The sequence below is a fragment of the Achromobacter seleniivolatilans genome (genome assembly GCF_030864005.1).
In the GTDB taxonomy this organism is placed as follows: Bacteria; Pseudomonadota; Gammaproteobacteria; order Burkholderiales; family Burkholderiaceae_B; genus Achromobacter; species Achromobacter seleniivolatilans.
In genome coordinates, this window is the sequence record NZ_CP132976.1 from 289,533 (window position 1) to 314,000 (window position 24,468).

Sequence of the window (24,468 nt, forward strand, 5' to 3'; positions counted from 1 at the left end):
GCTAGCGTAACCCGAACTTGCATCTAGGGGAAAACCATCTGCCGCAGTGTATTGACACCATGTCCACAAGCTTTCTACGATGCGTCTATTGTGCTAACCAGTTAGTTAGTTAAGGCAGTATTCAAGGTCCGATTTCACCGCGGATTCAGGCCTGCCTGCACAGGGTGCAAGGCCGCCGCGATCAGGGGAGCAACGATGGATACAGCAGTGGCAGGCAAAGCAGGTGTGCGTGTGGGTTGCGATATCGGTGGCACGTTTACCGATATCGTCATGTCCATGCCGGACGGACGCATCTTCGTGAACAAGACGTCCACCACCCCCGGCAATCTGGGGCAGGCCATCGTCCAGGGGTTGGGGGCGCTGATTGAACAGGCCGGCATCCGGCCCGGTGACATTGGCGAGATCGTGCATGGCACCACCACGGCGTCCAACACAATCCTGCAAAAGGTGGGCGCCAATACCGCGGTGCTGACAACAGAGGGCTTCCGCGATGTGCTGGAAATTGGCCGCATCCGCACACCCACCATGTTTGACCTGGCCTGGCAAAAGCCTGATCCGCTGGTGCCTCGACGCTACCGGCGCGGCATACGCGAGCGCATCGGCGCGGACGGGAAAATCGTGACGCCGCTGAAGCTTGAAGAGGTCCGCGGTGTGGTTAGAGAGTTGGCGGCCGAAGGCATCGAATCCATCGCCATCTGTTTTTTGAACAGCTATATCAACCCAGCCCACGAGATCGCCGCGCGCGATGTGATCGAAACCGAATTCCCCGGCATTCTGGTCAGTGCGTCATGTGATGTGCTGCCGGAAATCAAGGAGTACGAACGCACCAGCACCACGGTGGTCAACGCCTATATCCTGCCCGCCATGCGCACCTATTTAGCGCGGCTGAAGGCGGATCTGGCCGACATGGGCGTGACGGCATCGTTGCAGGTAATGGCTTCTAACGGCGGCATGATGGGCGTGGCCTCGGCGACTCAACGGCCAGTGTTTGCCGTGGCGTCGGGGCCTGCGGGCGGGGTGGCGGGCGCCGCCGTGATGGGCGCGTTAGGCGGCGAACACGAGCTGATCGTGTTTGATATGGGCGGCACCACCGCCAAGGCATCCATCGTGATTGATGGGGTGCCGGCCTTGACCACGGAGTACGAGTTTCGTGACGGGATCAGCGCCTCCAGCCGTTTCGTCAAGGGCGGGGGATATGTACTGAAGGTGCCGGCCATCGACATTGCAGAGGTGGGCGCGGGAGGAGGCTCCATTGCCAGCATCGATGCGGGCGGTTTGTTGTGTGTGGGGCCTGAATCCGCAGGCGCCTGGCCGGGCCCTGCCTGCTATGGCAATGGCAGCCTGCGGCCCACGGTAACGGACGCCAATATGGTGCTGGGCTACTTGAATCCGCATGCACTGGCCGGTGGCAGCCTGAAGGTGGACCCCCGCCTGTCGCAGCGTGCCGTGCTGGAAGACATTGGCCGTCCACTGGGCCTGAACGCGATACAGGCGGCGCACGGAATCCGCCGTGTCGCCAATGTGAACATGGCGCGCGCCATGCGGGCGGTCACCATAGAACGCGGACGCGATCCGCGTGACATGACCATGATCGCCTTCGGCGGCGGCGGTCCGCTGCATGCCGTGGATGTGGCGCGTCTGCTGGGCGTGAAACGGGTGATTGCGCCGGTCATGGCGGGCGTATTTTGCTCGGCAGGCATGCTGTCGGCTGATGCCGAACACTGCTTTGTGAAGGCGGTTCTGCGGCCGTTGGATGACTGCGACGGAGCCGCTGTGCAAGACGCGATCAACGCCTTGTGCGATCAGGGCCGGGCAGTGCTGGGCACAGAGGGATATGGCAACGATGCCGTGGACGTCCAGGTCAGCGCCGATCTGCGGTATCTGGGGCAGAGTTCGGAGCTGACCGTGCCGCTCACCGGCGGCTTTACCGATGCGGGCGTGCAGGCCGCGCTGGCGCAAGATTTCAATGCGCTGTACGAACGCACCTTTGGCTATTGCAGCGACGAGCCCCTGGAACTGGTCAATGTGCGCGTATTCGCATACGGGCGCAGTGCACTGCGGCTGGATTTTGCGCAGAGCGGGGTGGACAGCAGCGCGCTTGCGGGCGTGAGTGGCGAGCGCCATGTCAGTTTTGATCCCGATGAAGAGCCATGCTTGGCCAGGCTGATGCCGCGCTCGGACATGACGCCAACGCCGGTTTCCGGCCCGTTGATCATCGAGTCCTACGACACCACGATTGTCGTGCCGCCGGATGCTCGCGCCTGGTCGGACGCCATCGGCAACATCATCATCGAACTCGTTTCGGAGGCCCTATGAACGCTATTGCCATCCCGCCCGTCATCGACCCCGTCACCTTTGCGGTGGTCAAGAACGCCATGGACGCCATCGTCGACGAGGTCGCCTACACGGTGCTGCGCACAGCGCGGTCTGAAATCGTCAAAGACGTGATGGACTATTCCGCAGCGATTTGTGACCGGGACGGGCGCATGATTGCGCAGGCCAAGACGATTGCGCTGCATCTGGGCGCCATTCCCGAGGCCATGGAAGCCGTGAAAAAACGCTATGCGGCCGGCCTGAAACCGGGGGATGCCGTGATTTTGAATGACCCCTATGAAGGGGGCATGCACTTGCCAGACATCTTCATGTTCGTGCCGTTTTTCTACGGGGACGAGATCGAGGGCTACTGCGTAGTGATCTGCCATCACACCGATGTGGGCGGACGCGTCCCGGGTTCCAATGCCAGCGATTCGACCGAAATCTACCAGGAAGGCATACGTATCCCGGTGGTCAAACTGTATGAATCAGGGCGCGTGAACGATGTGGTGGAACGCATTATCGAGCGCAACGTCCGGGTGCCGGACCGCGTGCTGGGTGATTTGCGTGCGCAGTATGCTGCGGCCAAGGTGGGCGTGCGGGAATTGACGGCCTTGTTCGACCGCTACGGCAGGGAGCGCACCCGGCTTTATTTTGCGGAACTGCTGGACTATGCCGAGCGTCTGACCCGAGAAGAAATCCGGCGCTGGCCGAAAGGCACATTTCACTTTACCGACTACATCGATGACGACGGTCTGTCGCCTGACCCGATTCCGATCAAGGTGGCGCTGACCGTGCATGAGGACCACGTCAGCGTGGACTACACCGGTTCGTCCCCCCAAGTGCGGGCGGCGATCAATTCGACCTTGTCTTACACCAAGTCCTGCACCTACCTCAGCGTGCGCTGCGCCCTCAAGGGCGATGTGCCGAACAACGCCGGCGTGTTCCGTTGCGTTGAAATCCATGCGCCCGCAGGCACGGTGCTCAACCCGCTGGAACCTGCGGCGGTCGCCGCTCGCGCGCTGACGGGGTACCGCGTGTTCGATGCCATGCTGGGCGCGCTGGCGCAGGTGGTGCCCGACCGCATTCCGGCCGCGGGCGAAGGCGGCAACACGGTGGTGTGCCTGTCGGGCAAGAATGCCGCAGGCAAACCCTACATCATCGTGGACATGATTTGCGGCGCCTGGGGCGGACGTCCGCAAAGCGATGGCATCGAAGCCATTACCAATGCTTCTCAAAATTTGTCCAACACGCCGGTTGAAGTGATGGAAGCCCAACACCCTGTGCGTGTCGAGGCTTATGAATTGGAGCCGGACTCCTGCGGCGCGGGGCGCTTTCGCGGAGGTTTGGGCATACGCCGCAGTTACCGGGTCCTGGAAGACAACGTGTTGCTGCAATTGCGAGCGGACCGCATGAAGTTCCGGCCATATGGCTTGGCGGGGGGCGGGTCTGCGGCCGCAGCCATCAACCGGCTTGACCGAGAGGGCGAACCCGCAAGCCTGCTGCCCAGCAAGGTCAGCATGATGATTTCGCGAGGAGACGTGGTGACGCATATACAGCCTGGCGGCGGAGGGTTTGGCAAGCCATCAGAACGCGACCCGGCAGCGATCGCGCTAGACGTCTGGAACGGCAAGATCAGCGCTGAATATGTGCGCCAGCACTACGGCGCGGCTGCGGGTTCGGAGCCGGACTTTGCCGACCAGGCGGCGAGCGGCGCGTTGATGGCAGTCAGCCGATAGCTGGGGGCGGCCAAGGCCGCCATCCGTCACACTAATAATCAAGGGGAAAAAAATATGAATGGGTTCAACAATCAGGCTCGGCGCCTGTTCGGCGCGATGGCCGTCATGGCGGGCTTGCTGGTGGCTGGCCAGGCCGCAGGCGCCGAAGCGCTGCGTGTGCGCATGGATTTTTCGCCGTGGGGCATGCATGCGGCCATGCATCTGGCCGCCCAGAAAGGCTGGTTCGAGCAGGAAGGGTTGAAGGTTGATATCGAAGATGGCACGGGCACCATCAACACCTTGCAACTGCTGGCTGCCGGGCGCGTGGACGTGGGGCAGGTGTCGGTAGGGACGATGGCGGTTGCCATGGAGAACGGGCTGGATCTGATGGCGATCGCCGGTTTTGCGCGCACGGGCGATCTGGCGGTCATGACAGACGCTGGCCAAAAGGTGACCGGGCCTAAAGACTTGCGGGGCAAGAAAATAGTCTGTTTCGCCACCAGCCCCTGGGTGCCGTTCATCGATCCGTTTTTGAAGGCTAACGGTATGTCGCGCAGCGACGTCAATCTGGTGATGGTGTCGCCCAGCGCCATGATCTCCACCTACGCATCGGGCAATAGCGACGCCTTCATGTCGCAGGCGCCGTTTGGCGTGCCCATGGTGGGAAAATCTCGTCCAGCTACAGCGTTGCTGCTGGAAGACAGCGGCATCAGCTTTCCAAGTTACGGGCTGGCCGCTACTCCAGATGTCATCAAGAAGCGCGGGCCGGCCTTGGCGAAATTTGTGGCTGTGCAGGTTCGCGCCTGGCAATACCTTTATGACGGCCATCTGGAAGAGGGAGTGCAAGCCATCCTGGCGCAGCGTCCGAATGCGAACCTGGACGCCGATGTACTGCGCGGCCAGCTTGAGGCCTACCGGCCATTCTTCAAAAGCCCCACCGTCCCGGACGCGCCGTTTGGCCGTCAGTACGACAGTGATTGGGCAGCGGCCATCCAGAGCATGGAGCAGGCGGGCATGATCAAGGCCGGACGCAAGCCGTCCGACTATTACACCAACGCCCTGTTGCCCAACTGAACCGGCCCACCCATGCCAGGAGAAAGTCATATGCCGGGTTTTCTGGAGTTGGATCAGGTCAATCGGATCTATGAATCACCGCGCGGCGCCTTGCACGCCTTAAAGGACGTCAGCCTGTCCATACAAGAAGGGGAATTCATCAGCATCGTGGGACCCAGCGGTTGCGGCAAGAGCACGTTGCTCAAGTGCATTGCGGGGCTGGAACGCGCATCCAGCGGCAGCCTGACATTGCAGGGGCAGATCATTACTGAACCGCCTCGCAATATGGGGGTTGTGTTCCAGCGCGACCTGTTGCTTGAATGGCGCAACATCCTGGACAACGTGCTGCTGGCCGCCGAGTTCCATGACCAGAAACCCCGTGATCTGGAGCCGCGTGCGCGCGAACTGTTGGCACTGTTCGGCCTGGGCCAGTTTCTGGAGCGTTATCCCCGGGAACTGTCCGGCGGAATGCGCCAGCGCGTGTCGATCTGCCGGGCGTTGCTGCTGGACCCGCAATTGCTGCTGATGGACGAACCCTTCGGCGCGTTAGATCCGTTCACTCGCGACGAACTCAACGCCGAATTGCAACGCACCTGGCTGGCTACTGGAAAAACCGTGGTCTTCATTACGCATTCCATTGCCGAGGCCGTCTACCTGGGGACACGGGTCGTCATCATGGGGCGGGGCCCAGGGCGAATTGAAGATGTGGTGCCGATCGGTATCGAGCGGCCTCGCGGCCTGGACGTGCGGGAAACGCCCGCCTTCGTCGATTGCGTCAGGCAAATCCGCGACACGTTTCGCGCACTGGGCATTTACAAGGGATAACCGCGATGAAAATGGTCTGGACCAACATTACGCGCCGCTGGGAAGTGCTGGTCACCACGATGGTGCTGCTGCTGATCTGGGAAGGCTGTGTGCGCGTTTTCGACGTACGCGGCTTTCTGCTGCCAGCGCCCAGCAAGATCGTCGCGCAGTTTCTGGCCTCGCCCGCATATCTGCTGCGCGAAAGCGTCGATACTATGGTCACCACCTTGTTCGGTTTTGCGCTGGCGGTGGCGCTTGGCATTCTGTCGGCTATCGGCATTGTGTATTCGCGATTTCTGGACCGCACGCTTTACGCGCTGCTGGTGGCCTTAAATGCCGTGCCGAAGGTGGCGCTTGCGCCCTTGTTCGTGATCTGGCTAGGGACAGGATCAGCGCCAAAGATCGCGATAGCAATGCTGATTGCCATCTTTCCTATCTTGATCGATACGGTGCTGGGCCTGAAGTCTGCCGACCCCGATATGCTGGCCATGGCGCGCGTGAATCAAGCCAGCCGGGCCAAAATTCTGTGGAAAATCCGCTTTCCAAATGCCTTGCCCAGCATCTTTGCCGGTATGAAGGTGGGGATTTCTTTTGCGCTGGTAGGCACGATCGTCGGCGAATTCGTGGCGGGAGGATCGGGCCTTGGCCATGTGATCCTGGTGGCCCAAGGCAGTTTCGACACCCCCACGGTTTTTGTTGCACTGGCGCTGTTGTGCCTGTTGGGCGTGCTGTCGTTCAAGGCAATCGAACTGGCCGAGCGTCGGTTCCTGAGCTGGCACGCATCCCAGTTGGGGCTGCACTAGGCGGACGCCGGGCGCCGCGTTGGTCAGTCAGCCCAGCGATTGCGGCACTGCTATGATGGCTGGATAAATAACCAGTCATTGGGCCAGGGCCGCCCGTCAGGCGCGCTTGGCTGCGCCCCGCCGGCCTATCCCCCTACGCGTCATGTCCGATCAGAATTCGTCTCCTCCCAACCCGTCCCACAGCCGGCCCGATCCTCTGGCCGACCTGAACCCAGCCCAACGCGAAGCCGCCGAGTTTGGCGTTGCGGGGGCGGGTGGCGATGGCGGGCCGTTGCTGGTGATTGCCGGGGCGGGATCGGGCAAGACCAATACGCTGGCGCATCGCGTAGCGCATCTGATCCTGAATGGCGCCGACCCGCAGCGCATGCTGCTGCTGACGTTTTCGCGCCGTGCCGCTCAAGAAATGGACCGCCGCGTGGGGTCTGTCTTGCAGCGGGTCATGAACCTGCGCGGATCGCAGCAAGCGCCATCGCTGCCGTGGGCGGGCACCTTTCACGCGATCGGGGCGCGTCTGCTGCGGGATTGCGCGCTGCGCATTGGCCTGTCGGAAGCCTTCACTATTCACGATCGTGGCGATGCTGAAGACCTGATGGGCATGGTTCGCCATGAACAGGGGCTGTCGTCCACCAAGTCGCGCTTTCCACTTAAGGGCACCTGTCTGGCCATTTATTCGCGCGTGGTCAACAGCCAGACGCCAGTGGCCGATGTGCTGAAAACGTCTTTTCCCTGGTGCGCGCAATGGGAAGACGAACTCAAGACCCTGTTCCGTGGTTATGTCGCGGCCAAGCAAGACCAGCAAGTGCTGGATTACGACGATCTGCTGCTGTATTGGGCCGAGATGATGTCCGACCCCGGCATTGCCGCCGATGTGGGGGCGCGATTTGATCATGTGCTGGTGGACGAATATCAAGACACCAACCGATTGCAGTCGGCCATCCTGCTGGCAATGAAGCCGGATGGGCGCGGCCTGACGGTGGTGGGCGACGACGCTCAATCCATCTATTCCTTCCGTGCGGCCACGGTACGCAATATTCTGGATTTTCCGGCGCAATTTCCGCAGCCTGCCCGCGTTATTACGCTGGATCGCAACTACCGCTCCACGCAACCCATTCTGAACGCATCCAACGCCGTCATCGGGCTGGCCACGGAGCGTTTTGCCAAAGACCTTTGGACGGATCGAGCCTCTTCCCAATTGCCGGAACTGGTGTCGGTCAGTGACGAAGCCGGGCAGGCGCGCTGGGTGGCCGATCAGGTGTTGGCGCAGCGCGAAGGCGGCGCCACGCTGAAGTCTCAGGCGGCGCTGTTCCGCACCGCCAGCCACAGCGCGGCGCTGGAACTGGAACTGACCCGACGCAATATCCCGTTCGTGAAATTCGGCGGTCTGCGCTTTCTGGAAGCTGCGCACGTAAAGGACCTGCTGTCGTTGCTGCGCTGGGCGGAAAACCCGCGCGGACGCATGGCGGGTTTTCGGGTGGCGCAACTGATGCCAGGCATTGGCCCGGCGACTGCGGGCAAGCTGATGGACGCGATGTCGGCCTCCGCCGAACCCTTGCGGGCGCTGCGGGAGTTCAAACCGGGCGCCGCGGCGCAAGAAGAGTGGGGCGCATTTGCCGATACCTATGCGGCGTTGTGTGATCCGGCCTTGAAGTGGCCGGCCGATGTGGATCTGGCGCTGCGCTGGTACGCGGGCCAGCTTGAGCGGCTATATGATGATGCGCGTGTGCGTAAGACCGACCTGGATCAATTGGTGCGGCTGTCGGCGGGGTATCCGTCGCGGGAACGCTTTCTGACCGAACTGACCCTGGACCCCCCGGACGCCACCAGCGATGAATCGGGCGCGCCCTCGCGCGACGAGGACTACATGATTCTCTCCACCATCCATTCCGCCAAGGGGCAGGAATGGAAGGCCGTCTATGTGCTGAACGTGGTTGATGGCTGCATTCCGTCCGACATGAGCACCGGCACGGCGGAGGAGATCGAGGAAGAGCGCCGCTTGCTGTACGTGGCCATGACGCGGGCCAAGGAACGCTTGCAGCTGATCGTGCCGCAACGCTTCTATGTGCATCAGCAGACCGGCATGGGCGACCGCCACGTTTATGGCTCTCGGACGCGGTACATCACGAACGCGATGTTGCCGCTGTTTGATCATCTGCCCAAGCCGCCCGATTTGCCCGATCTTCCGGGCGGCGGCCAGCCCAAACAACCGCAAGCGCCCAGTATCGATGTCACCAAGCGGGTGCGCAACCTGTTCTCCTAGGCTGGGCTATCATCGGTCGAAATCCACAAGTTGTCCGGTAGGGATCGCATTGCCAGAGGTAGTCCATGTCCGACGAAGAAAATTTTGCCGAGGCCCATAAGGGCGAAGTCGTTGCATCAATCGCGTATGTGAACGGACGGCGCGACCGCGAAGTTCCCATCGACGAAGTGGGGCGCTATGTCAGCCAAGACCATGGCGAAAATCCCAGCATGCTGTGGATCGGCTTGCGCAACCCCACGCCAGAATTACTGTCCAGGGTTGCTGGAGAACTCGGCGCCTGTGACAAGAACCAGGAAGAAATGCTGGAACCGCACCGGCGGCCGAAGATCATTGACTACGGCAACATGATCCTCATCGTGACCATCACGGTCGAGGTCGAGGCCGAGCGGCCAATCTTCGGCGAGACCCAGCTTTTGATCGGCAATGGTTTTTTGGTCACCGTGCGCCGCGGCGCCACGGCCGCCCACAGTCCCTTGCGTGAACGCCTGGAAGCTTCGCCAGATTTGCTCAAGCGCGGCAGCGACTACGTGGCCTCCGAAGTGCTCGATTGGATGGTGGACCGCTATGTCGCGGCGGCCGGCAAGATCGAAACGGTCGTTGAAGGCGCGGAACAGAAGCTGCTGATCCGCGGCGCCAAGGATTCCGATATCCGCAGGCTATATCGTCAACGCCGTGACCTGCTGCGCATCCACACCGTGGTGTCGCCGCTGGCGGAAATCAGCCGCCGTCTGGCGCGGGTGGAAATGTCTGCGGTAGACGAACATGCGCGGCCGTATTTTGGTGAAGTCGCCGACCGCGTATTGCGGGTGGATGAACTGTTCAATGCGCTGCGCGAGTCGCTGGCCTTCGCCTTTGAAGCCAGTCTGATGATCGGTCAGGCTGCGCAGAACGACACGACGCGGAAACTGGCATCCTGGGCCGCCATTCTGGCGGTGCCCACCGCGATTGCCGGTATCTACGGTATGAACTTTGAATTCATGCCTGAACTCAAATCCCCCTTGGGTTACCCCATAACCCTGGGCGTCATCCTGTCGGTGTGTTCCATCCTGTACTGGCGTTTCCGTAAGTCGGGCTGGCTCTAGCAGGCGGCCGGCGGCAATGGTTTTTGGCGTAATGGCCTGCTGAAATCGGGCAGGCTTGTGGCAAACTGCCAGCGTTTTCCAACCTGGAGCCCGGACGGTGCGTGGCAAACCTTCCTTTCGCGGCGGCAGCAAGCTGACCGCTCTTGTCGTGGCCCTGATCCTGGCGGCTGCGGGCGCCCTCGTCAATTGGTTCCAAGACGGGCAGCGGCCGGCTGATCGGCCCGCGCCGCCGATTGCTTCTTCCAACCCTTCTTCGTCCGCCTCTACCCCAGCTTCTTCGGGCCGGCCTGGAGCTTCCCCGGCTGGCGGCGTACCGCAGGGCAGCTACACGCTGACCGGCACCATCGTCAACGTCGCCGACGGCGATACCGTGACGCTGCGTGCCCCGGATGGGCAGCGCCGCATCCGCATGGACAGTATTGACGCGCCTGAAGAGGGCCATGGCGCCGACCAGCCCGGCCAGCCCTATGCCGAGGCCTCGCGTCAGAACCTGGCAACCCTGGTAGCGGGAAAATCGCTCACCGCCCAATGCTATGAAAAGGACCAGTATGGCCGTGACGTTTGCGCCCTGATCCTGGAAGACGGGCGCTCCGCGAACCGCTTGCAGGTAGAAGCGGGCTACGCATGGGCCTACACCGCCCGCAAGGGCGACTATCTGCGCGACAAGGCCATGCCTGATCTGCAACGGCAGGCGAAAGCGGCTGGGCGTGGTCTATGGGTCCAGCAAGCGGCCGTGCAGCCCTGGAAATGGCGCTACGACTGCTGGCGGCAACGGCAATGCGGCTGATGCCCGCTTTGCCTCTATAGTCCCGCTAGGGGGATGCCTGGATACTGGGGCAGGCCCGCGTTTGCTATTCTCTGTCGCAACGATTTGAAGGGAAGGTCTCCATGCGTGTATTGAAGCGGCTCTGGGCGACGGCCATGCTGCTGTCGCTGGCGTTGGCGGGTTGTTCGCAAGAAAGCCCCATCAACAGCCCTTATCCGTCGGGCGCCGAAAGCCAGAACACCTTCTATTCCGCATTTGTTCAGCGTTCGCCAAAGTACCTGGACCCAGCCAGCTCTTATTCCGTCGACGAAACCCCTTATACCTACAACATCTATGAGACGTTGTATGGCTATCACTACCTGAAACGGCCCTACGAATTGGTGCCGCGGGCGGCTCAGTCGATTGACCCGCCCGTGTATCTGGACGCGCAAGGCAATATCTTGCCCGCCGACACACCAGGCGATCAGATTGCCGAAAGCGTCTACGACATCAAGATCCGGCCCGGTTCACGGTTTCAGCCGCATCCCGCGTTTGCCCGCAAGACGGATGGCAGCTACGACTACTATCCGCTGGCCGACGGCGAGCTGGAAGACAAGTTCTACATTCCCGATTTTCCGCGCACCGGCACGCGTGAGCTGACGGCGGATGACTACGTTTACGCGTTCCGCCGGCTGGCCAGTCCCCGCGTCATTTCGCCCATCTATTCCCTGATGGCCGACCATGTGCAGGGCATGAAAGACTACGGTGACCGCTTGCGCAAGCGCGACCAGGCGCTGCGCCGCGATGCGCCCGCTGGCGCGTTGCCTTGGTTGGATCTGCGCGAGGCCGACGGCTTTACCGGTGTGCAGGCATTGGACCCGCATACGCTGCGCATCCGCGTCAACGGCAAGTATCCGCAATTCAAATACTGGCTGGCCATGACGTTTACGGCCCCCATCCCTTGGGAAGCCGACCGCTTCTATAACCAGCCGGGCATGGCGGCGCATGACCTTTCCTTGAATACCTGGCCCGTGGGCACCGGCCCCTACATGATGGCCGAGTCCTTGCCGAACCGCCGCCACGTGTTGGTCCGCAACCCCAACTTCCACGGCGAGAGCTACCCCTGCGAGGGGGAGCCGGGCGATAAGGCGGCGGGCCTGTTGGCCGACTGCGGCAAACCTACTCCCTTTATTGATCGCGCCGTATTCAGCCTGGAAAAAGAAGCCATTCCGCTGACCGGCAAGTTCATGCAAGGCTATTACGACGTGCCGCAGCTCGAACGCGGCGAATACGGCGTGGCCATGCTGGTTGCGGCAGGCGACAGCCAGGACAAGGCGCGGCAGTACCAGGAACACGGCATCAGACTGCCGACCACCGTTGAAACCGCCAACTGGTACATGGGTTTCAACTGGCTGGACCCCGTGGTGGGCAAGGGCGCTACTCCTGAGCAGGAAGAAAAAAATCGCAAACTGCGGCAAGCCATCAGCATCGTGTTCGACTGGGAAGAATACGTAGCGGTGTTTGAAAACAGCCAGGCGTCAGTGGCTCAGGGGCCGGTGCCTCCCGGGGTGTTGGGCTTTCGCGATCTGCCGGAAGGCGTAAACCATGTTGTCTACGATCTGGTGGACGGCAAACCCGTGCGCAAGTCCGTTGACGTGGCCAAAGCCCTGCTGGCCGAAGCCGGCTACCCAGAGGGGCGCAACGCCACGACCGGCGCGCCGCTGGTCCTGTACTACGACGCCATGCAGGGCGGAGGCTCGAATCCGCAATTCGACTGGATGCGCAGGCAATTGAACAAGATTGGCGTGCAGCTGGATCTGCGCTCTACCGATTACAACCGCTTCCAGGACAAGATGACGCGTGGTGCTGCGCAGCTTTTCTTGTGGGGCTGGAACGCGGATTATCCCGACGCCGAAAACTTTCTGTTTCTGCTTTACGGTCCCAATGCCAAGGCCAAGGGCGGGGGCGAAAACGCGGCCAATTACGCAAGTCCGGAATTCGACAAGCTGTTTGAACAAATGAAATTTCTGGACGACGGTCCGGAAAAGGCAGCACTCATTTCCAAGATGGTCGCCATCGTGCAGCGCGACGCGCCATGGATGTTTGGCTTCTTCCCGATGTCGGGTGGCGCGTATCAACAGTGGGTCGGCAATGCCAAACCCACTCAAATGGTGCGCAATACCTTGCAGTTCATGAAGGTCGATTCGGCGCTGCGCCAGAAAAAAATAGACGAATGGAACTTCCCGATCTGGTGGCCGATCGGCCTGCTGGTACTGCTGATTGCATTGGCGATCTGGCCGTCGTATGTGGCGCTCAAGCGGCGCGAACGCCAAACCGCATTTGGCCCGTCCGTCAATAAGGAGCGTCAATCATGATCGGCTATGTCATCCGCCGGCTGCTGTACGGCGTGCTGATTCTGATCGGCGTGAACCTCTTCACCTTTGTCTTGTTCTTCGCGGTCAATACGCCCGACGACATGGCCCGCCTGGCCATTGGCGGGCAGCGCGCCAGTCAGGACGCGGTTGAAAAATGGAAGGTTGAACGCGGCTACGACAAGCCGCTGTTCTTCAACGCCAAGGCTGAGGGCGCGGCGCAGTTGACGGACACCGTGTTCTATCAGCGCTCGGTGCCATTGCTGGTGATGGACTTTGGCGCGTCTGACGGCGGTCGCGACATCGGCCGGGAAATCAAGACCCGGATGGGACCCAGTCTGGCATTGGCAGTGCCGACCTTCTTCCTGGGGCTCTTCGTCAGTATCGTGTTTTCGCTGATGCTGGTGTATTTCAGGGCAACGCGGCTGGACTTCTGGGGCGTGGTGCTGTGCGTGCTGCTACTGTCAATTTCCAGCCTGTTCTACATCATTGCCGGGCAATGGGTCTTTGCCAAACTGATGCGGCTGGTGCCGTTCTCGGGTTTTGCGGGCGGCCTTGATGTCGTGAAGTTCCTGGCTTTGCCGGTGCTGGTCGCCATTGTGTCGCGGCTGGGCCCCGAGGCACGCTTCTACCGCACCCTGTTCCTGGAGGAAATCGGCAAGGACTACGTGCGCACCGCTCGATCCAAGGGGCTGGCGGAACGCGTCGTGCTGTTCCGGCACGTGCTGCGCAACGCCATGCTGCCGATCCTGACCAGCACGGTGGCAGCCTTGCCGCTGCTGTTCATGGGCAGCTTGATTGCCGAATCATTTTTTGGCATTCCCGGCTTGGGCAGCTACACCATCGACGCCATCAATGCGCAAGATTTTTCCATTGTGCGGGCCATGGTGTTCTTGGGCGCCGCGCTCTATATCGTGGGGCTGATCCTGGCCGATATTTCCTACACGCTGGCTGACCCCCGCGTCAGATTCGAGTAGCCGTCATGCCTAAATTTGTCTTTCTCTGGACTGATATTGCGCTGTGGCTCATGGCGCTGGGCGCGCTGGCCTACTTTTGGCACGTGCGCCGCAGCCCGAACTTGCGGGCCACCTGGTCGCGCGTCGCGCGTGATACGCCCGCCATGTGCTCGGCGGTTGTCCTGGCTGCGTTTACCGTGATTGGATTGCTGGACTCCGTGCATTACCGCCCGCAGTTGCCGCCCGCGCCCGGTATAGCCGCCAACGCCGCGCCGAACTATGCGCCGTCGATCCAATCGGCTCTGGACGCCGTTGTGGCCAGCAGTGTGCTGACGCGGCCGGAAAAGACCTATTCCAAACCCTTGGCCGTGCAGCAGTTCACCAAGGAAACGATGCTGGTTGATGACAAGCCGGTGCGCGACTATCCGCGGCTGCGCGGCGCAGCCACGCATTTGAAGGACCCCGCCACCGAGTATCGGGGCGATGTCTTGAAGCGCCTGGGAATTGGACTGGCCGGCGGATTGGCGGTGGCGCTGGCTTCTGCGGCGGTGCTGTTTGCCTGCTTGGCCAAGCGCGCGGGGTCGGTGTCCGACGCGGCCGAAGCATTGCTGGGCGGCCGCTCCGATGTGCCGTGGCGCGCCATGACCATCACCTTTACGGTGCTGTGCCTGACGGCGGGCGCGCTGGCGGGCTTGTCCAGCGGTTATCACGCGCTGGGCACCGATCGCATCGGCAATGACGTGTTGTGGCAGGCGCTCAAGAGCATCCGCACGGCGCTTGTCATCGGTAGCCTGACCACCATCGCCATGCTGCCGCCTGCCATTATCTTCGGCATTGCCGCCGGGTATTTCAAGGGCAAGGTCGACGACGCCATCCAGTATCTGTACACCACCATCACGTCGATTCCCGGCGTATTGCTGGTGGCGGCCTGCGCGCTGATGATGCAGGTGTATATCGACAATCACTCGGACCTGTTTGATACCTCTGCCGCCCGCGCGGACCTGCGGCTGTTCCTGCTGTGCATGATTCTGGGGCTGACGGGCTGGGCGGGCTTGTGCCGGCTCCTGCGTGCGGAAACGTTGAAGCTGCGCGAATTGGAATATGTGCAGGCGGCGCGTGCGTTCGGCGTGTCGCACTGGCGCATCATGACGCGCCATCTGCTGCCCAACGTGGCGCACCTTGTGCTGATCACCGTGGTGCTGGAATTTTCAGGTCTGGTGCTGTACGAAGCCGTGTTGTCCTATTTGGGCATCGGCGTGGACCCCAGCATGAATTCCTTTGGCTCCATGATCAATGGCGCCAGGCTGGAAATGTCCCGCGACCCCATGATCTGGTGGAGCCTGATGACTGCCTTTATTTTCATGCTGGCGCTGGTGCTGGCGGCCAATCTGTTTGCGGACGCGGTGCGCGATGCGTTCGACCCGCGCACGCGCCGCTACAAACCCAGCCGCATGGCCCGATTGGGCGGACTATTCGGCCGCCGTCCTGCGCCCGCGTTGGCCGAGGCACGACCGTCCAAATCAGGAGACGCGCCATGAGCCAGGACACGCCATTGCTTGACGTGCGCGAACTGGACGTCGATATCATCGGTGAAAGCGGCATGACGCATGCGGTCAAGCGCTTGCAGCTGGCCATTTCTCAGCGTCAGACTTTTGCGCTGGTGGGTGAGTCCGGCTGCGGCAAGAGCATCACGGCGCTGGCTTTGCTGCGCCTTTTGCCGGATGCCGGCCGCATCGTCGGCGGCCAAATCGATCTGGACGGCGAAGACCTGAATCGCTTGCCTGAGAGCGCCATGCGCGGCGTGCGCGGCGGCCGCATCGGCATCATTTTTCAGGAGCCTTCCACCAGCCTGAATCCCGTCATGCGGGTGGGCGACCAGATCATTGAAACGCTGGCGGCGCATACGCCCTTGCGCGGCGCTGCGGCGCGCGCGCGAGCCATCGATTGGCTGCGCCGCGTGGGCATTCCCGAGCCAGAGCGGCGCGTGGATGATTATCCCTTCCAATTCTCGGGCGGGCAGAAACAGCGCGTCATGATCGCGATCGCGCTGGCGGCTGAACCGCTGCTGCTGATTGCTGACGAACCGACGACAGCGCTGGATGTCACGGTGCAGGCGCAGGTGTTGGATCTGTTGGCCAACATCCAGCAGGAAATGGGCATGGCCGTGTTGCTCATTACCCATGACCTGGCCGTCGTGAAAAACGTGGCCCACCATGTGGCCTTGATGCGCGGCGGTGAAATTGTTGAAAGCGCCAGCGCGGAGGAATTCTTCCGCGCACCCAAGCATCCCTATGCGCGGCAGCTGTTTGAGGCAATACCTACGTTCGAAAAACGCGGGGTGCCATTGACCGAGCAGGGCCGGCTGGCCATGGCGCAGGACGACGGCCGGCGGGCGCGCAACCGCACTGCGCGCGAGACCGGCGGCGTGGTGCTGGACGTGCAGGATCTGAAAGTGCATTACCCCGTGCGCAAAGGCCCGTTGCGGCGCATTGTCTCGTGGGTCAAAGCCGTGGATGGCGTGACCTTCTCGCTGCGTGCTGGTGAAACGCTGGCGCTGCTGGGCGAGTCGGGCTGCGGCAAGACCACGACAGGCAAGGCGCTGTTGCGGCTGATTGATGGCGCGCGGATATCCGGCCGGGCGATGCTGCAAGGCCGCGATCTGCTTTCGGCCGATCGCCGCAACCTGCGAGATTTGCGCCAGGATATTCAGATCATCTTTCAAGACCCGTACGCATCGCTGGACCCGCGCATGCGCGTGGGCGAGATTCTGGACGAAGGGCTGGCGTCGCTGCGGCGGGGCATGAGCAAAGAGGCGCGCGCCGCGCATGCGGCGCAACTGATCGAACGGGTGGGGCTGCCTGGCAATACGCTGACTCGTTATCCGCATGAGTTCTCGGGCGGGCAACGGCAACGCATCGCCATTGCCCGGGCCTTGGCGGTGGAACCCAAGGTGCTGATCTGCGACGAGCCGACCTCAGCACTGGATGTCTCTGTCCAGGCGCAGATCCTTGACCTGTTGCGCGAGCTTCAGGACGAGTTGGGTATCGCCTACCTGTTCATTACTCACAACTTCGGCGTGGTGGAATATCTGGCGGATCGCATTGCCGTTATGGATGGCGGTCAAATCGTCGAACTCGGGCAGGCGGACGCTGTGCTGCACGCGCCGCGTCAGGAGCTGACTCGCCGGCTGCTCGCTGCCGTGCCGCGTTTGCAGTTCGGAACGCCTGATCCTGGCTGAACCTGGCGGCGCCGGAAAATTCGCTTGCCATGAAAAAAGCGTCCTGACCCTTGCGGATCAGGACGCTGGCCGCGCCTGGGTTTTGACTAGCGCGGCGTGCTCAGTGCTCGTCTTGATGTGCGCTGCGCGTTTCCAGCCAGATCATCGTGTCATGCCTTAAAGTGCGAACGCATTGCGCCAGGAAGGCATGTACGGTTTCCAGTTCAGTGGCGTCGTAGCGGCGAGCCATCATCACGACGGCTTCGGCGATCCACTGGCGTTCCTGGGCCAGGTGCTGGCACTGTTCTTCCACCGGCCGTATCACGATCATCCGGCGATCCAGCGGGTGGCGGCCGCGTTGCACATAGCCTGCTGCCTCCAGCCGGTTGATCAAGGCGGTTGCACCGCCTGAGCTGATGCCCATCAACTGGGCGAGCTGCCCGGTAGGCAAGGCGTCAAACTCCATCACCAGTTCCAGCGCTTTGAGATCCGCCAGGGGGATGTCCAGCTTTTCCGCCAGAGCCGATTGGCACGCCGCGTTATACACGGAGAACTGCCGGCCCAGCATCAGCGCGATATCGTCAAGCATCCCCGGCCGCAGGCCACTTGTGCGAGATTCAGGCATCACGGTCACATGCTCATGGTGATTGATGGTTTCTTGTTGCAGCATGATGTCGCTCCCTAACGGATGTGGTGGTGGATCACTTCTTGGCCGAGAGGCCGCCCAACAGGCCACCGAGCAAACCGCCGTTCGCCGCGCCGCCTGTGGTCGTGCCCGCGCTGCCCGTCACGCCGCCGAGCAGACCGCCCAGCAACCCGCCGTTGCTCGCCCCTGCTGCGGCGCCGCCACCGGCGCTGCCGCCGGCACTAACCCCCGCGCCGGCACCCGTGCCCGTCGTCGCACCCACCGACACGCCACCGCCGATCACGCCGCCCACCAGCCCGCCGAGCAAGCCGCCATTGTTCGCGCCGCCAGAAGCACCCCCTCCAGCACCGCCCGTTGCTCCACCCGTCACGCCACCCAGCAAACCACCCAACAGGCCGCCATTTGCCGTGGCGCCCGTTGCGCCGCCCACTGCGCCCGTCACGCCGCCCAACAGACCCGTCACTGGAGCCAGCAAGCCGCCAGCGCCACCGGCTACAGGCGTTCCACCCACGCCGCCGACACCGCCCAGGATGCCCGTGATGGGACTGAGCAAGCCGCCCGAGCCGCCAGCGCCGCCAGTGAGGCCGCCTGTTACGCCACCCAAGCCCAAACCGCCGGTCAACGAAGCCACGGCGCCGGTGGCGTTTGCCAATGTTGCGCCCAGCGGGTTGGTGTTACCCGGCGTAGCGTTGAGCAGACCGCCTGCACTGGAGACTGCGCCGCCCAGGCCTTGCAGCACGCCGTTCAGGCCAGCAGCGCCGCCAGGCAGCGAGCCGCCCGCGTTGGCCACGGTGCCACCCAGGCTCGTCAACAAGCCAGCGACTGGGGCGCCGAGCTGGGTCGTTGCGCCGACTTGCTGCGTCAGGCCGACTACCGTGCGGCCCAGGGGGCTTGCAGTGGGGTCAACTGCTGCGCCCAGACCCGCCAGAGTGGGTTGCAGGCCCAGCGGCAACACGTTGTCTACGGACTTGCCCACGTTGCCCAGCGCTGGTTCCAGCAGCGGGGTGGATGGTCCGCCCAGCACGCCTCCAGTGATGCCACCAGCGGCTTGCGTCAAAGGGTTCAAGAGGCCGCCTTGGCCAGACAGCCCAGCCGTCAAGGCGCCGACCGCGTTGGTCGCATTCCCCAACACCGTCGTCAAGGGCTGCGGATTGTTCGCACTGGCATTCAACAGGCCACCGGTGCTGGCCACCGTCTTGCCCAGGCCATCCACCAGACCGCCTACGCCGGTGCTCAGTCCGCCCGGCAGTCCGGCGCCCTTGACCGTGGCGCCCAGATCGCTGACCAGGCCGCCCACTTGTTTAACCGTGCCATCAACCGGTTGACCCAAACCGGTAGTTGCGCCGATTTGCTGTGTCAGACCCACTACGGTATCGGCTACCGGCTTAATCGTCGGATCTAGCGCCTTGCCCACGCCGCCGAGCGTCGTGCCCAGATTTAACGGCAGCGTGTTATCGACCGCATTGCCGGTATTGCCCAACGTCGTTTGCAACAGGCCGGTGGTAACCGGATTGGTGGGGGTCGTCGGGTCAGTCGGGGTGGTGGGATTAGTGGGATTGGTCGGGTTGGTGGGATTGGTGGGATTGGAGCCACCGGGGTTCGTCGGGATAACCGTGCCGGGCAGGCCTGCGGACTTGCTTCCGCCGCCGCCGCCACCGCAAGCAGCCAAGGCGCTCATCAGAGCAGCTGCCATGACGGTGGAAGTCAGAATACGTTGCATGCGATGTGCGTCGATCTTGGTATACATGGCGAGCTCCTTCGGTTGGATGAGTCAGGCGATGAAACTGCCCGATACAGCTCTACATGCATAAACCGTGCCAATATTTTTCACGATGGCCTTTAATTGATTTTTTTCTGATAATTTCATTTAATAAAAATCAATTAAATCAATGGCTTAGTATTTATTCCTAGGGTTTATACCCCTATTGGGAAAACCGTACTTTTGCGACCGTAAAAACCCTGCGAATGTTACGAATGACGGTCTATCGCCCGTTACGTTACGGGCGACGTTACGTAACGTCGTGTTTGGAACAGGCAAAAAAAAGCGCCTGTTCTAAACACAGGCGCTGGCGTGAACGATATAGGGACGGCGTCAGAACGCGTCGTAGAACAACGAGTAGTTCGCATTGAAGCGGACGTCACGATCATTGTTGACGGTGGCTGAACCGACGGGCTTGGCCACGTTGAAATCGAACAGATAGTATTTATCGTCCGTGAAACGGATACCCAGCGCCACCGACGACAGGTGTCTTTGATTCAGCTCTTGCAACCCCTTGTTGTTGTACCAAGTGCGGGCGTAGTCGACCAACGCATACGGCTGAACGCTGGATAGATACTCCCAGCCAGTACCGAACCTGCGGTTGATCTCGGCCGAAACCCCGACGCCTTTGTCGCCGCTTTGTTCCCCTTGCGCATAACCCATGGCGTAACGCCAACTGCCGAAAGACACTTGTTCGGACGAAGGCAGAATATTGCTGGAGTATTGCGCCGCGCCCGACAAGGTCAGGCCAAATTGGGCAGGCAGCAGAAAGGTTTGCTTGGCGTTCAGGTTGTAGCGGGTGAAATCAAGGTCCAGGATAGGTGTGGCTGAGTATCCGTAGTTGGTGGAGATATCCTTCTTGGCCCCGGCGGCATCGAAACCCTTGGCCACCGCTAGCGTCACATCGGTCGATTTGGTTTCTGACACCTGGATGTAGCGCAGCTCAACGTTGGCCGCACGCACACGCGCGTCTTGCTGGAGCCAGCGATCCGTTGTGCGGGAGTCATACCGGTCTTTCGAATTGGCGGCGTAGACGCCCATCGTGCCGGTGAGTGAGCGGGTGTTGTTCAACAAGAAGGGGTAGCTCACGCCAACGCCGATACGATCGTTTTTTACACGCCGCTCAAAGCCCAGGTATTCGATTGCGTCATCCTTGGGCTTTGCATCGTAGTGATAGCCGTCGACCTTGATCGCCAAGCCATCCGGCCCGATGGGCACACGGATTTCGCCCATCACATATTTCACATCATCGGTATTGAATGGCACGGCGGCGGTCAGCTTCACCTGTTCGCCCAGCGGTGTCAGGCTGTTGGTGGCCATATTGACCAAGGGCTGCATGCCTGTGCCCAGATCGGCGACGCCACCCGTCAAACTGACCGGCTGCCGGCTGGCAGTCAAGACCAGTTCCGTCGCGCCGTCGGCGCGGCGGGGCAGATCGAGATTGGGCGTGAACTTCACGCCCGGCACGGTACGCATCAGATTCAGCTGGCGTTCCAGCGTGGCCTGCTTCAAAGGCCGGTCTTCTTTCAGAGGGCCTGCAAGCGTTTCAAGGCGGTCTTGCGCATTGCCGATATCGCCTTCGATCCGCACGTTGCCGATATAACCCTCGACCACAGTCACCACGACCAGGCCATTGGCGAACGTCTGGTTCTGCACCAGGGCGAAGGACAGCGGAAAGCCATTATCGCGATAGAGCTGAGTGATCCTGTCAACCTGCTGCACCAACTCGCCCAGGCTGATTTCCTTGCCTGACAAAGGGGTGAGGATGGCGGTCACTTGTTCAAACGGAATGGCATGCACACCGCTGACATCAAAGTTGCGCGGCACGATGCGCTGGGCAAGCCTGGCCTGCAACGCCATTTGCTCGGGCGTGGCGGTCTGCACCACCGGAGGAGGCTGGTTGGCGCTGGGGGGGCGTTCCAATTGCGGCATTGCGTCTACGGGGTTGCCCCGTAGCGGGCCATCCGCCAACGCGTTGGCGCTGAAGGTGAGAGTGCAGATAAGCGAGAGGGTTAGCGAACTTGCCGGGAACGTGCGTCTCATGCCTTTTATATCTCTCAAGCTGCTGGCCTGACCCCGTTAATCAGCCGCTATTTAATAAATACCAATTGAATAAGGGGACATAGCATTGATACGAAACTGTTTCCGTACGCCACAGGCGGTATGGTGCCAGCGCCCCTTGATAATGACAATTTATTTCATTGTGACCGGCTGGAAACAGCAGGATAACAACATTGATAATTTTTTTGTCATAGATGCATATACGATATGTCAGGGTTAACTAGCGGTTTTTAATAAGATTCATGCAATTTTCAGTGCAATAGTTACAAGTCCGATGCCGCAGTATTGCGAATATTAGTAGAAACCCTGATGTGTATTAAATGTTAATAGATAAGACTATATAAACGTATCAAAAACACATCGGCTATATGGGCTACCGGGAGTCCACCAGATGGGCGAGGATGACCGCAATATCAAACGCGCCAGCCACGTCGCTGTGCGCAGGGATCGCAGATTATTTCGCTGGGGCCGCTCATGAACCCGGGCGATATCGTTCCGCTTTCATTCAACGGCGGTCTCGTGGCGCTGTCATTCTTGACCGCTGTGCTTGGGTCCTACGTGGCGCTGTTGGCGGCAGTCGGCATCCGCACTGAAACGCAGGATGGCGAGATCCGCATTGGCTACATCCTCATCGGCGCCGTGGCGATGGGCGGCGTAGGTATCTGGAGCATGCATTTCATTGGTATGCAGGCCCAGGATCTGCCCTTTGAAGTCGGTTATCAGGTCGGTTTGACCATACTCAGCTTTTTCGTTGCCGCAGGTTTTTCCGGCTGGGCTTTCTGGTATGTCGGCCGCGACCGCTTCACGTTTTTGCGTTGCCTGGTGGGCGGCGTGGCGGCCGGTCTCGGCGTAGCGGCCATGCATTATTTGGGTATGGGCGCCATGCGCATGCCGGCAGTATTGATTTGGAACTTGCCGATCGTTGTTTTATCGGTGTTTATCGCCGTAGTTGCCGCAGCAGCCGCGCTCTGGCTGGCTTTCAATACTCAGAATGAGTTTCAGCGTGCCGGAGCCGCCATTTTGATGGCAATAGCCGTGTGCGGCATGCACTACACGGGTGCTGCGGCCGGCACGGTTATCTGCACAGCCCCTCGTGACTTTTCCAGCCTGCAAATTGGCGGGCTCATGCTGCCTTATATCGCTTTCGTGCTGTCTGCCGTGGTCTTGCTGATCATGCGGTGGCAGCTGCAACGAGCTTCGAACCGTTTTCGCGTGCGCATGGCACAACGGATCGACTCGTTCATTGATTCGGCGCCAACGTCGGACCCGGGCAAGCTGCCGGGTTCCACGGTTGGGCCGGGTTAGCAAGGCCCGGACTGAGCTGGTGCGCTGCATACCAGTATTCAGGCTGCTCCGGGTTTAGGGGGCTGGCGTCTGAAGGCGCAGCTCAATTATCAATCGAGACTTAGGAGCTCGACATGAAGGCGAAACTTGCGCAGTTCTGGAACGATGAAGATGGCATCACCGCCCTGGAATATGGGTTGATTGCGGGACTCGTGGCGGTTGCGCTGATCGCTGCGGTGGGCACGTTCAGTACCGCCCTGGGCGATATGTTCAAGGCCCTTGGCGCCAAGCTTGACGCTGCCAAAACCTAAGGCGTAAGCGGGTACCCTCTGCGTGCCGCGATGGACGCTTGCATCTAGCGTCGTCGCGGCGCGTATCTGGCTGCAAACATTGTGCGTTTGACAGGGATTGGGGTTCGTCTGGATGAACACGCCCTGCCGTTGAATCTGAATATCAGAAGGTCCTGCCTTGTATCCAGGGGAAGTGCTGTGGTGGCTGCTGTTCGCAAGCTGGAATCTGGTGCTGATCTACAACGATCTGCGCTATCGCCGCGTTCCCAATACGTTGATCGTGGTGGGGTTCGCGGCGCAGCTCCTGTGGCTGCTGGCAGCGGCGCTCGTGCCGGGATGGCACTACCCGCCTCGCTGGACGGGATGGCAGATGACACTGGCCGGGTTTCTGGCTGCCGTGCCGTTTCTTCTGTTGTGGGGCCGCCGCTGGATGGGCGCGGGCGATATCAAAGCCATTGCCATTCTTGGGCTGCTGTTGGGTTTTGCACCGTTGATGATGGTGCTGGTGATAGCAAGCCTGCTGGCCGGTTTGCACGCCGTGACATACCTGGCCGTTTCGCGCTACTGGGCGTTGACTCATCGGGCGCGTCAGCTGCCCTACGCCATGTACATGGGTATCGCCGCGCTCAGCGTGGCTCTTATTCCCTTGAATTCGGTTTGGTATTCGTGGTGTTTTTCATGGTGCTCTACGGCATCCTGACGTATTCGCTGGTATTCCTTGCTCAGAATTCCGTCACGCTTGCCGCTCAAGATGGCGCGCGCGCCGTGCTGCAATGGCAAGCAGGAACCACATCTCTTGCCGCCCGGGCCAACGCCGGCCGCGACACCGCGCTGTCGATCGCCAGTTGGATCGCGTCGATGTCCTCGGCGCCAGTCAAGGTGGCTGTTTGCAGCAGCTCGGGCACATTAAGCAGCAGCGCGGGCGGGACATGCAGCGGGCAACCTTTGGCGCTGGACCAGATTGAAGTGACGGTGTCCTATGCCTACGGCGCGCATCCGCTGATACCGTCGGTGCCCTTGTTGAAGACGGTTCTGATGCCCGCGTCCAGTGTGTTGAGCGCCCGCGCCACCGTGCACCTGGGTAATACGTTGGGTGTGGGGGGCTGAC

The 24,468-nt window shown here is 61.2% G+C and carries 19 protein-coding genes; 16 read left to right on the plus strand and 3 right to left on the minus strand.

Annotated elements, in window-relative coordinates; all coding sequences use genetic code 11:
* Positions 1–195 precede the first annotated feature (195 nt).
* From RAS12_RS01340 to RAS12_RS01395, 12 genes are all read left to right on the plus strand, one after another.
* The gene (locus tag RAS12_RS01340; RefSeq protein ID WP_306944705.1) at positions 196–2,316 is read left to right on the plus strand and encodes a hydantoinase/oxoprolinase family protein; all 2,121 of its coding nucleotides are present in this window, start codon (positions 196–198) and stop codon (positions 2,314–2,316) included.
* A complete protein-coding gene (locus RAS12_RS01345; protein WP_306944706.1) occupies positions 2,313–4,052 on the plus strand; it encodes a hydantoinase B/oxoprolinase family protein in 1,740 nt (579 codons plus the stop codon). Before RAS12_RS01340 ends, RAS12_RS01345 begins: the two co-directional genes overlap by 4 nt.
* A gap of 54 nt (positions 4,053–4,106) precedes the next feature.
* Entirely contained in the window at positions 4,107–5,105 is a 999-nt protein-coding gene (locus RAS12_RS01350; RefSeq protein ID WP_306944707.1) for an ABC transporter substrate-binding protein, read from the plus strand.
* Positions 5,106–5,135: 30 nt separating this feature from the next.
* The gene (locus RAS12_RS01355; protein ID WP_306944708.1) at positions 5,136–5,909 is read left to right on the plus strand and encodes an ABC transporter ATP-binding protein; all 774 of its coding nucleotides are present in this window, start codon (positions 5,136–5,138) and stop codon (positions 5,907–5,909) included.
* 5 nt (positions 5,910–5,914) lie between these two features.
* Entirely contained in the window at positions 5,915–6,691 is a 777-nt protein-coding gene (locus RAS12_RS01360; RefSeq protein ID WP_306944709.1) for an ABC transporter permease, read from the plus strand.
* A 142-nt stretch (positions 6,692–6,833) separates the two neighbouring features.
* Complete coding sequence (locus tag RAS12_RS01365) at positions 6,834–8,948, plus strand: ATP-dependent helicase (RefSeq protein ID WP_306944710.1); 2,115 nt, start codon at positions 6,834–6,836, stop codon at positions 8,946–8,948.
* Between the two features lie 65 nt (positions 8,949–9,013).
* Entirely contained in the window at positions 9,014–10,030 is a 1,017-nt protein-coding gene (locus RAS12_RS01370) for a magnesium and cobalt transport protein CorA (protein WP_306944711.1), read from the plus strand.
* Positions 10,031–10,127: 97 nt separating this feature from the next.
* Positions 10,128–10,817, plus strand: coding sequence for a thermonuclease family protein (locus RAS12_RS01375; protein ID WP_306944712.1), 690 nt, complete (start codon positions 10,128–10,130; stop codon positions 10,815–10,817).
* 101 nt (positions 10,818–10,918) lie between these two features.
* Positions 10,919–13,150: an ABC transporter substrate-binding protein gene (locus RAS12_RS01380; RefSeq protein WP_306944713.1), complete on the plus strand. Its 2,232-nt coding sequence runs from the start codon at positions 10,919–10,921 to the stop codon at positions 13,148–13,150.
* Entirely contained in the window at positions 13,147–14,124 is a 978-nt protein-coding gene (locus tag RAS12_RS01385; RefSeq protein ID WP_306944714.1) for an ABC transporter permease, read from the plus strand. The genes RAS12_RS01380 and RAS12_RS01385 overlap by 4 nt, the downstream gene beginning before the upstream one ends.
* Positions 14,125–14,129: 5 nt before the next feature.
* A complete protein-coding gene (locus RAS12_RS01390) occupies positions 14,130–15,641 on the plus strand; it encodes an ABC transporter permease (RefSeq protein ID WP_306944715.1) in 1,512 nt (503 codons plus the stop codon).
* Positions 15,638–17,341 (plus strand): ABC transporter ATP-binding protein, encoded by a 1,704-nt coding sequence (locus RAS12_RS01395; RefSeq protein WP_306944716.1) that lies wholly within the window; start codon positions 15,638–15,640, stop codon positions 17,339–17,341. Before RAS12_RS01390 ends, RAS12_RS01395 begins: the two co-directional genes overlap by 4 nt.
* 100 nt (positions 17,342–17,441) lie before the next feature.
* On the opposite strand, the gene RAS12_RS01400 is transcribed toward RAS12_RS01395, so the two are convergent.
* From RAS12_RS01400 to RAS12_RS01410, 3 genes are all read right to left on the minus strand, one after another.
* On the minus strand, positions 17,442–17,990 hold the full coding sequence (locus RAS12_RS01400) for a MarR family winged helix-turn-helix transcriptional regulator (RefSeq protein ID WP_306944717.1): 549 nt from the start codon (positions 17,988–17,990) through the stop codon (positions 17,442–17,444).
* A 31-nt stretch (positions 17,991–18,021) separates the two neighbouring features.
* A complete protein-coding gene (locus RAS12_RS01405; RefSeq protein WP_306944718.1) occupies positions 18,022–19,713 on the minus strand; it encodes a collagen-like triple helix repeat-containing protein in 1,692 nt (563 codons plus the stop codon).
* Between the two features lie 345 nt (positions 19,714–20,058).
* Positions 20,059–21,768, minus strand: a complete 1,710-nt coding sequence (locus RAS12_RS01410; RefSeq protein WP_371321236.1) for a ShlB/FhaC/HecB family hemolysin secretion/activation protein — start codon at positions 21,766–21,768, stop codon at positions 20,059–20,061.
* Positions 21,769–22,260: 492 nt separating this feature from the next.
* Between RAS12_RS01410 and RAS12_RS01415 the strand changes: the two genes are divergently transcribed.
* From RAS12_RS01415 to RAS12_RS01430, 4 genes are all read left to right on the plus strand, one after another.
* The gene (locus RAS12_RS01415; protein WP_306944719.1) at positions 22,261–23,091 is read left to right on the plus strand and encodes an MHYT domain-containing protein; all 831 of its coding nucleotides are present in this window, start codon (positions 22,261–22,263) and stop codon (positions 23,089–23,091) included.
* 113 nt (positions 23,092–23,204) lie between these two features.
* Positions 23,205–23,381 (plus strand): Flp family type IVb pilin, encoded by a 177-nt coding sequence (locus RAS12_RS01420; protein WP_306944720.1) that lies wholly within the window; start codon positions 23,205–23,207, stop codon positions 23,379–23,381.
* Between the two features lie 157 nt (positions 23,382–23,538).
* Positions 23,539–24,060, plus strand: a complete 522-nt coding sequence (locus RAS12_RS01425) for an A24 family peptidase (RefSeq protein ID WP_306944721.1) — start codon at positions 23,539–23,541, stop codon at positions 24,058–24,060.
* Positions 24,039–24,467, plus strand: coding sequence for a TadE/TadG family type IV pilus assembly protein (locus tag RAS12_RS01430; RefSeq protein ID WP_306944722.1), 429 nt, complete (start codon positions 24,039–24,041; stop codon positions 24,465–24,467). Before RAS12_RS01425 ends, RAS12_RS01430 begins: the two co-directional genes overlap by 22 nt.
* Position 24,468: the final 1 nt, after the last annotated feature.

What these genes read in the sequence shown, in the direction of transcription:
- RAS12_RS01405 (WP_306944718.1), bottom strand. Translation starts at nt 19,713, where the DNA reads ATGTATACCAAGATCGACGCACATCGCATGCAACGTATTCTGACTTCC.
- RAS12_RS01420 (WP_306944720.1), top strand. Translation starts at nt 23,205, where the DNA reads ATGAAGGCGAAACTTGCGCAGTTCTGGAACGATGAAGATGGCATCACC.
- RAS12_RS01340 (WP_306944705.1), top strand. Translation starts at nt 196, where the DNA reads ATGGATACAGCAGTGGCAGGCAAAGCAGGTGTGCGTGTGGGTTGCGAT.
- RAS12_RS01415 (WP_306944719.1), top strand. Translation starts at nt 22,261, where the DNA reads ATGAACCCGGGCGATATCGTTCCGCTTTCATTCAACGGCGGTCTCGTG.
- RAS12_RS01395 (WP_306944716.1), top strand. Translation starts at nt 15,638, where the DNA reads ATGAGCCAGGACACGCCATTGCTTGACGTGCGCGAACTGGACGTCGAT.
- RAS12_RS01370 (WP_306944711.1), top strand. Translation starts at nt 9,014, where the DNA reads ATGTCCGACGAAGAAAATTTTGCCGAGGCCCATAAGGGCGAAGTCGTT.
- RAS12_RS01400 (WP_306944717.1), bottom strand. Translation starts at nt 17,990, where the DNA reads ATGCTGCAACAAGAAACCATCAATCACCATGAGCATGTGACCGTGATG.
- RAS12_RS01430 (WP_306944722.1), top strand. Translation starts at nt 24,039, where the DNA reads ATGGTGCTCTACGGCATCCTGACGTATTCGCTGGTATTCCTTGCTCAG.
- RAS12_RS01385 (WP_306944714.1), top strand. Translation starts at nt 13,147, where the DNA reads ATGATCGGCTATGTCATCCGCCGGCTGCTGTACGGCGTGCTGATTCTG.
- RAS12_RS01345 (WP_306944706.1), top strand. Translation starts at nt 2,313, where the DNA reads ATGAACGCTATTGCCATCCCGCCCGTCATCGACCCCGTCACCTTTGCG.
- RAS12_RS01380 (WP_306944713.1), top strand. Translation starts at nt 10,919, where the DNA reads ATGCGTGTATTGAAGCGGCTCTGGGCGACGGCCATGCTGCTGTCGCTG.
- RAS12_RS01390 (WP_306944715.1), top strand. Translation starts at nt 14,130, where the DNA reads ATGCCTAAATTTGTCTTTCTCTGGACTGATATTGCGCTGTGGCTCATG.
- RAS12_RS01410 (WP_371321236.1), bottom strand. Translation starts at nt 21,768, where the DNA reads ATGAGACGCACGTTCCCGGCAAGTTCGCTAACCCTCTCGCTTATCTGC.
- RAS12_RS01365 (WP_306944710.1), top strand. Translation starts at nt 6,834, where the DNA reads ATGTCCGATCAGAATTCGTCTCCTCCCAACCCGTCCCACAGCCGGCCC.
- RAS12_RS01350 (WP_306944707.1), top strand. Translation starts at nt 4,107, where the DNA reads ATGAATGGGTTCAACAATCAGGCTCGGCGCCTGTTCGGCGCGATGGCC.
- RAS12_RS01355 (WP_306944708.1), top strand. Translation starts at nt 5,136, where the DNA reads ATGCCGGGTTTTCTGGAGTTGGATCAGGTCAATCGGATCTATGAATCA.
- RAS12_RS01360 (WP_306944709.1), top strand. Translation starts at nt 5,915, where the DNA reads ATGAAAATGGTCTGGACCAACATTACGCGCCGCTGGGAAGTGCTGGTC.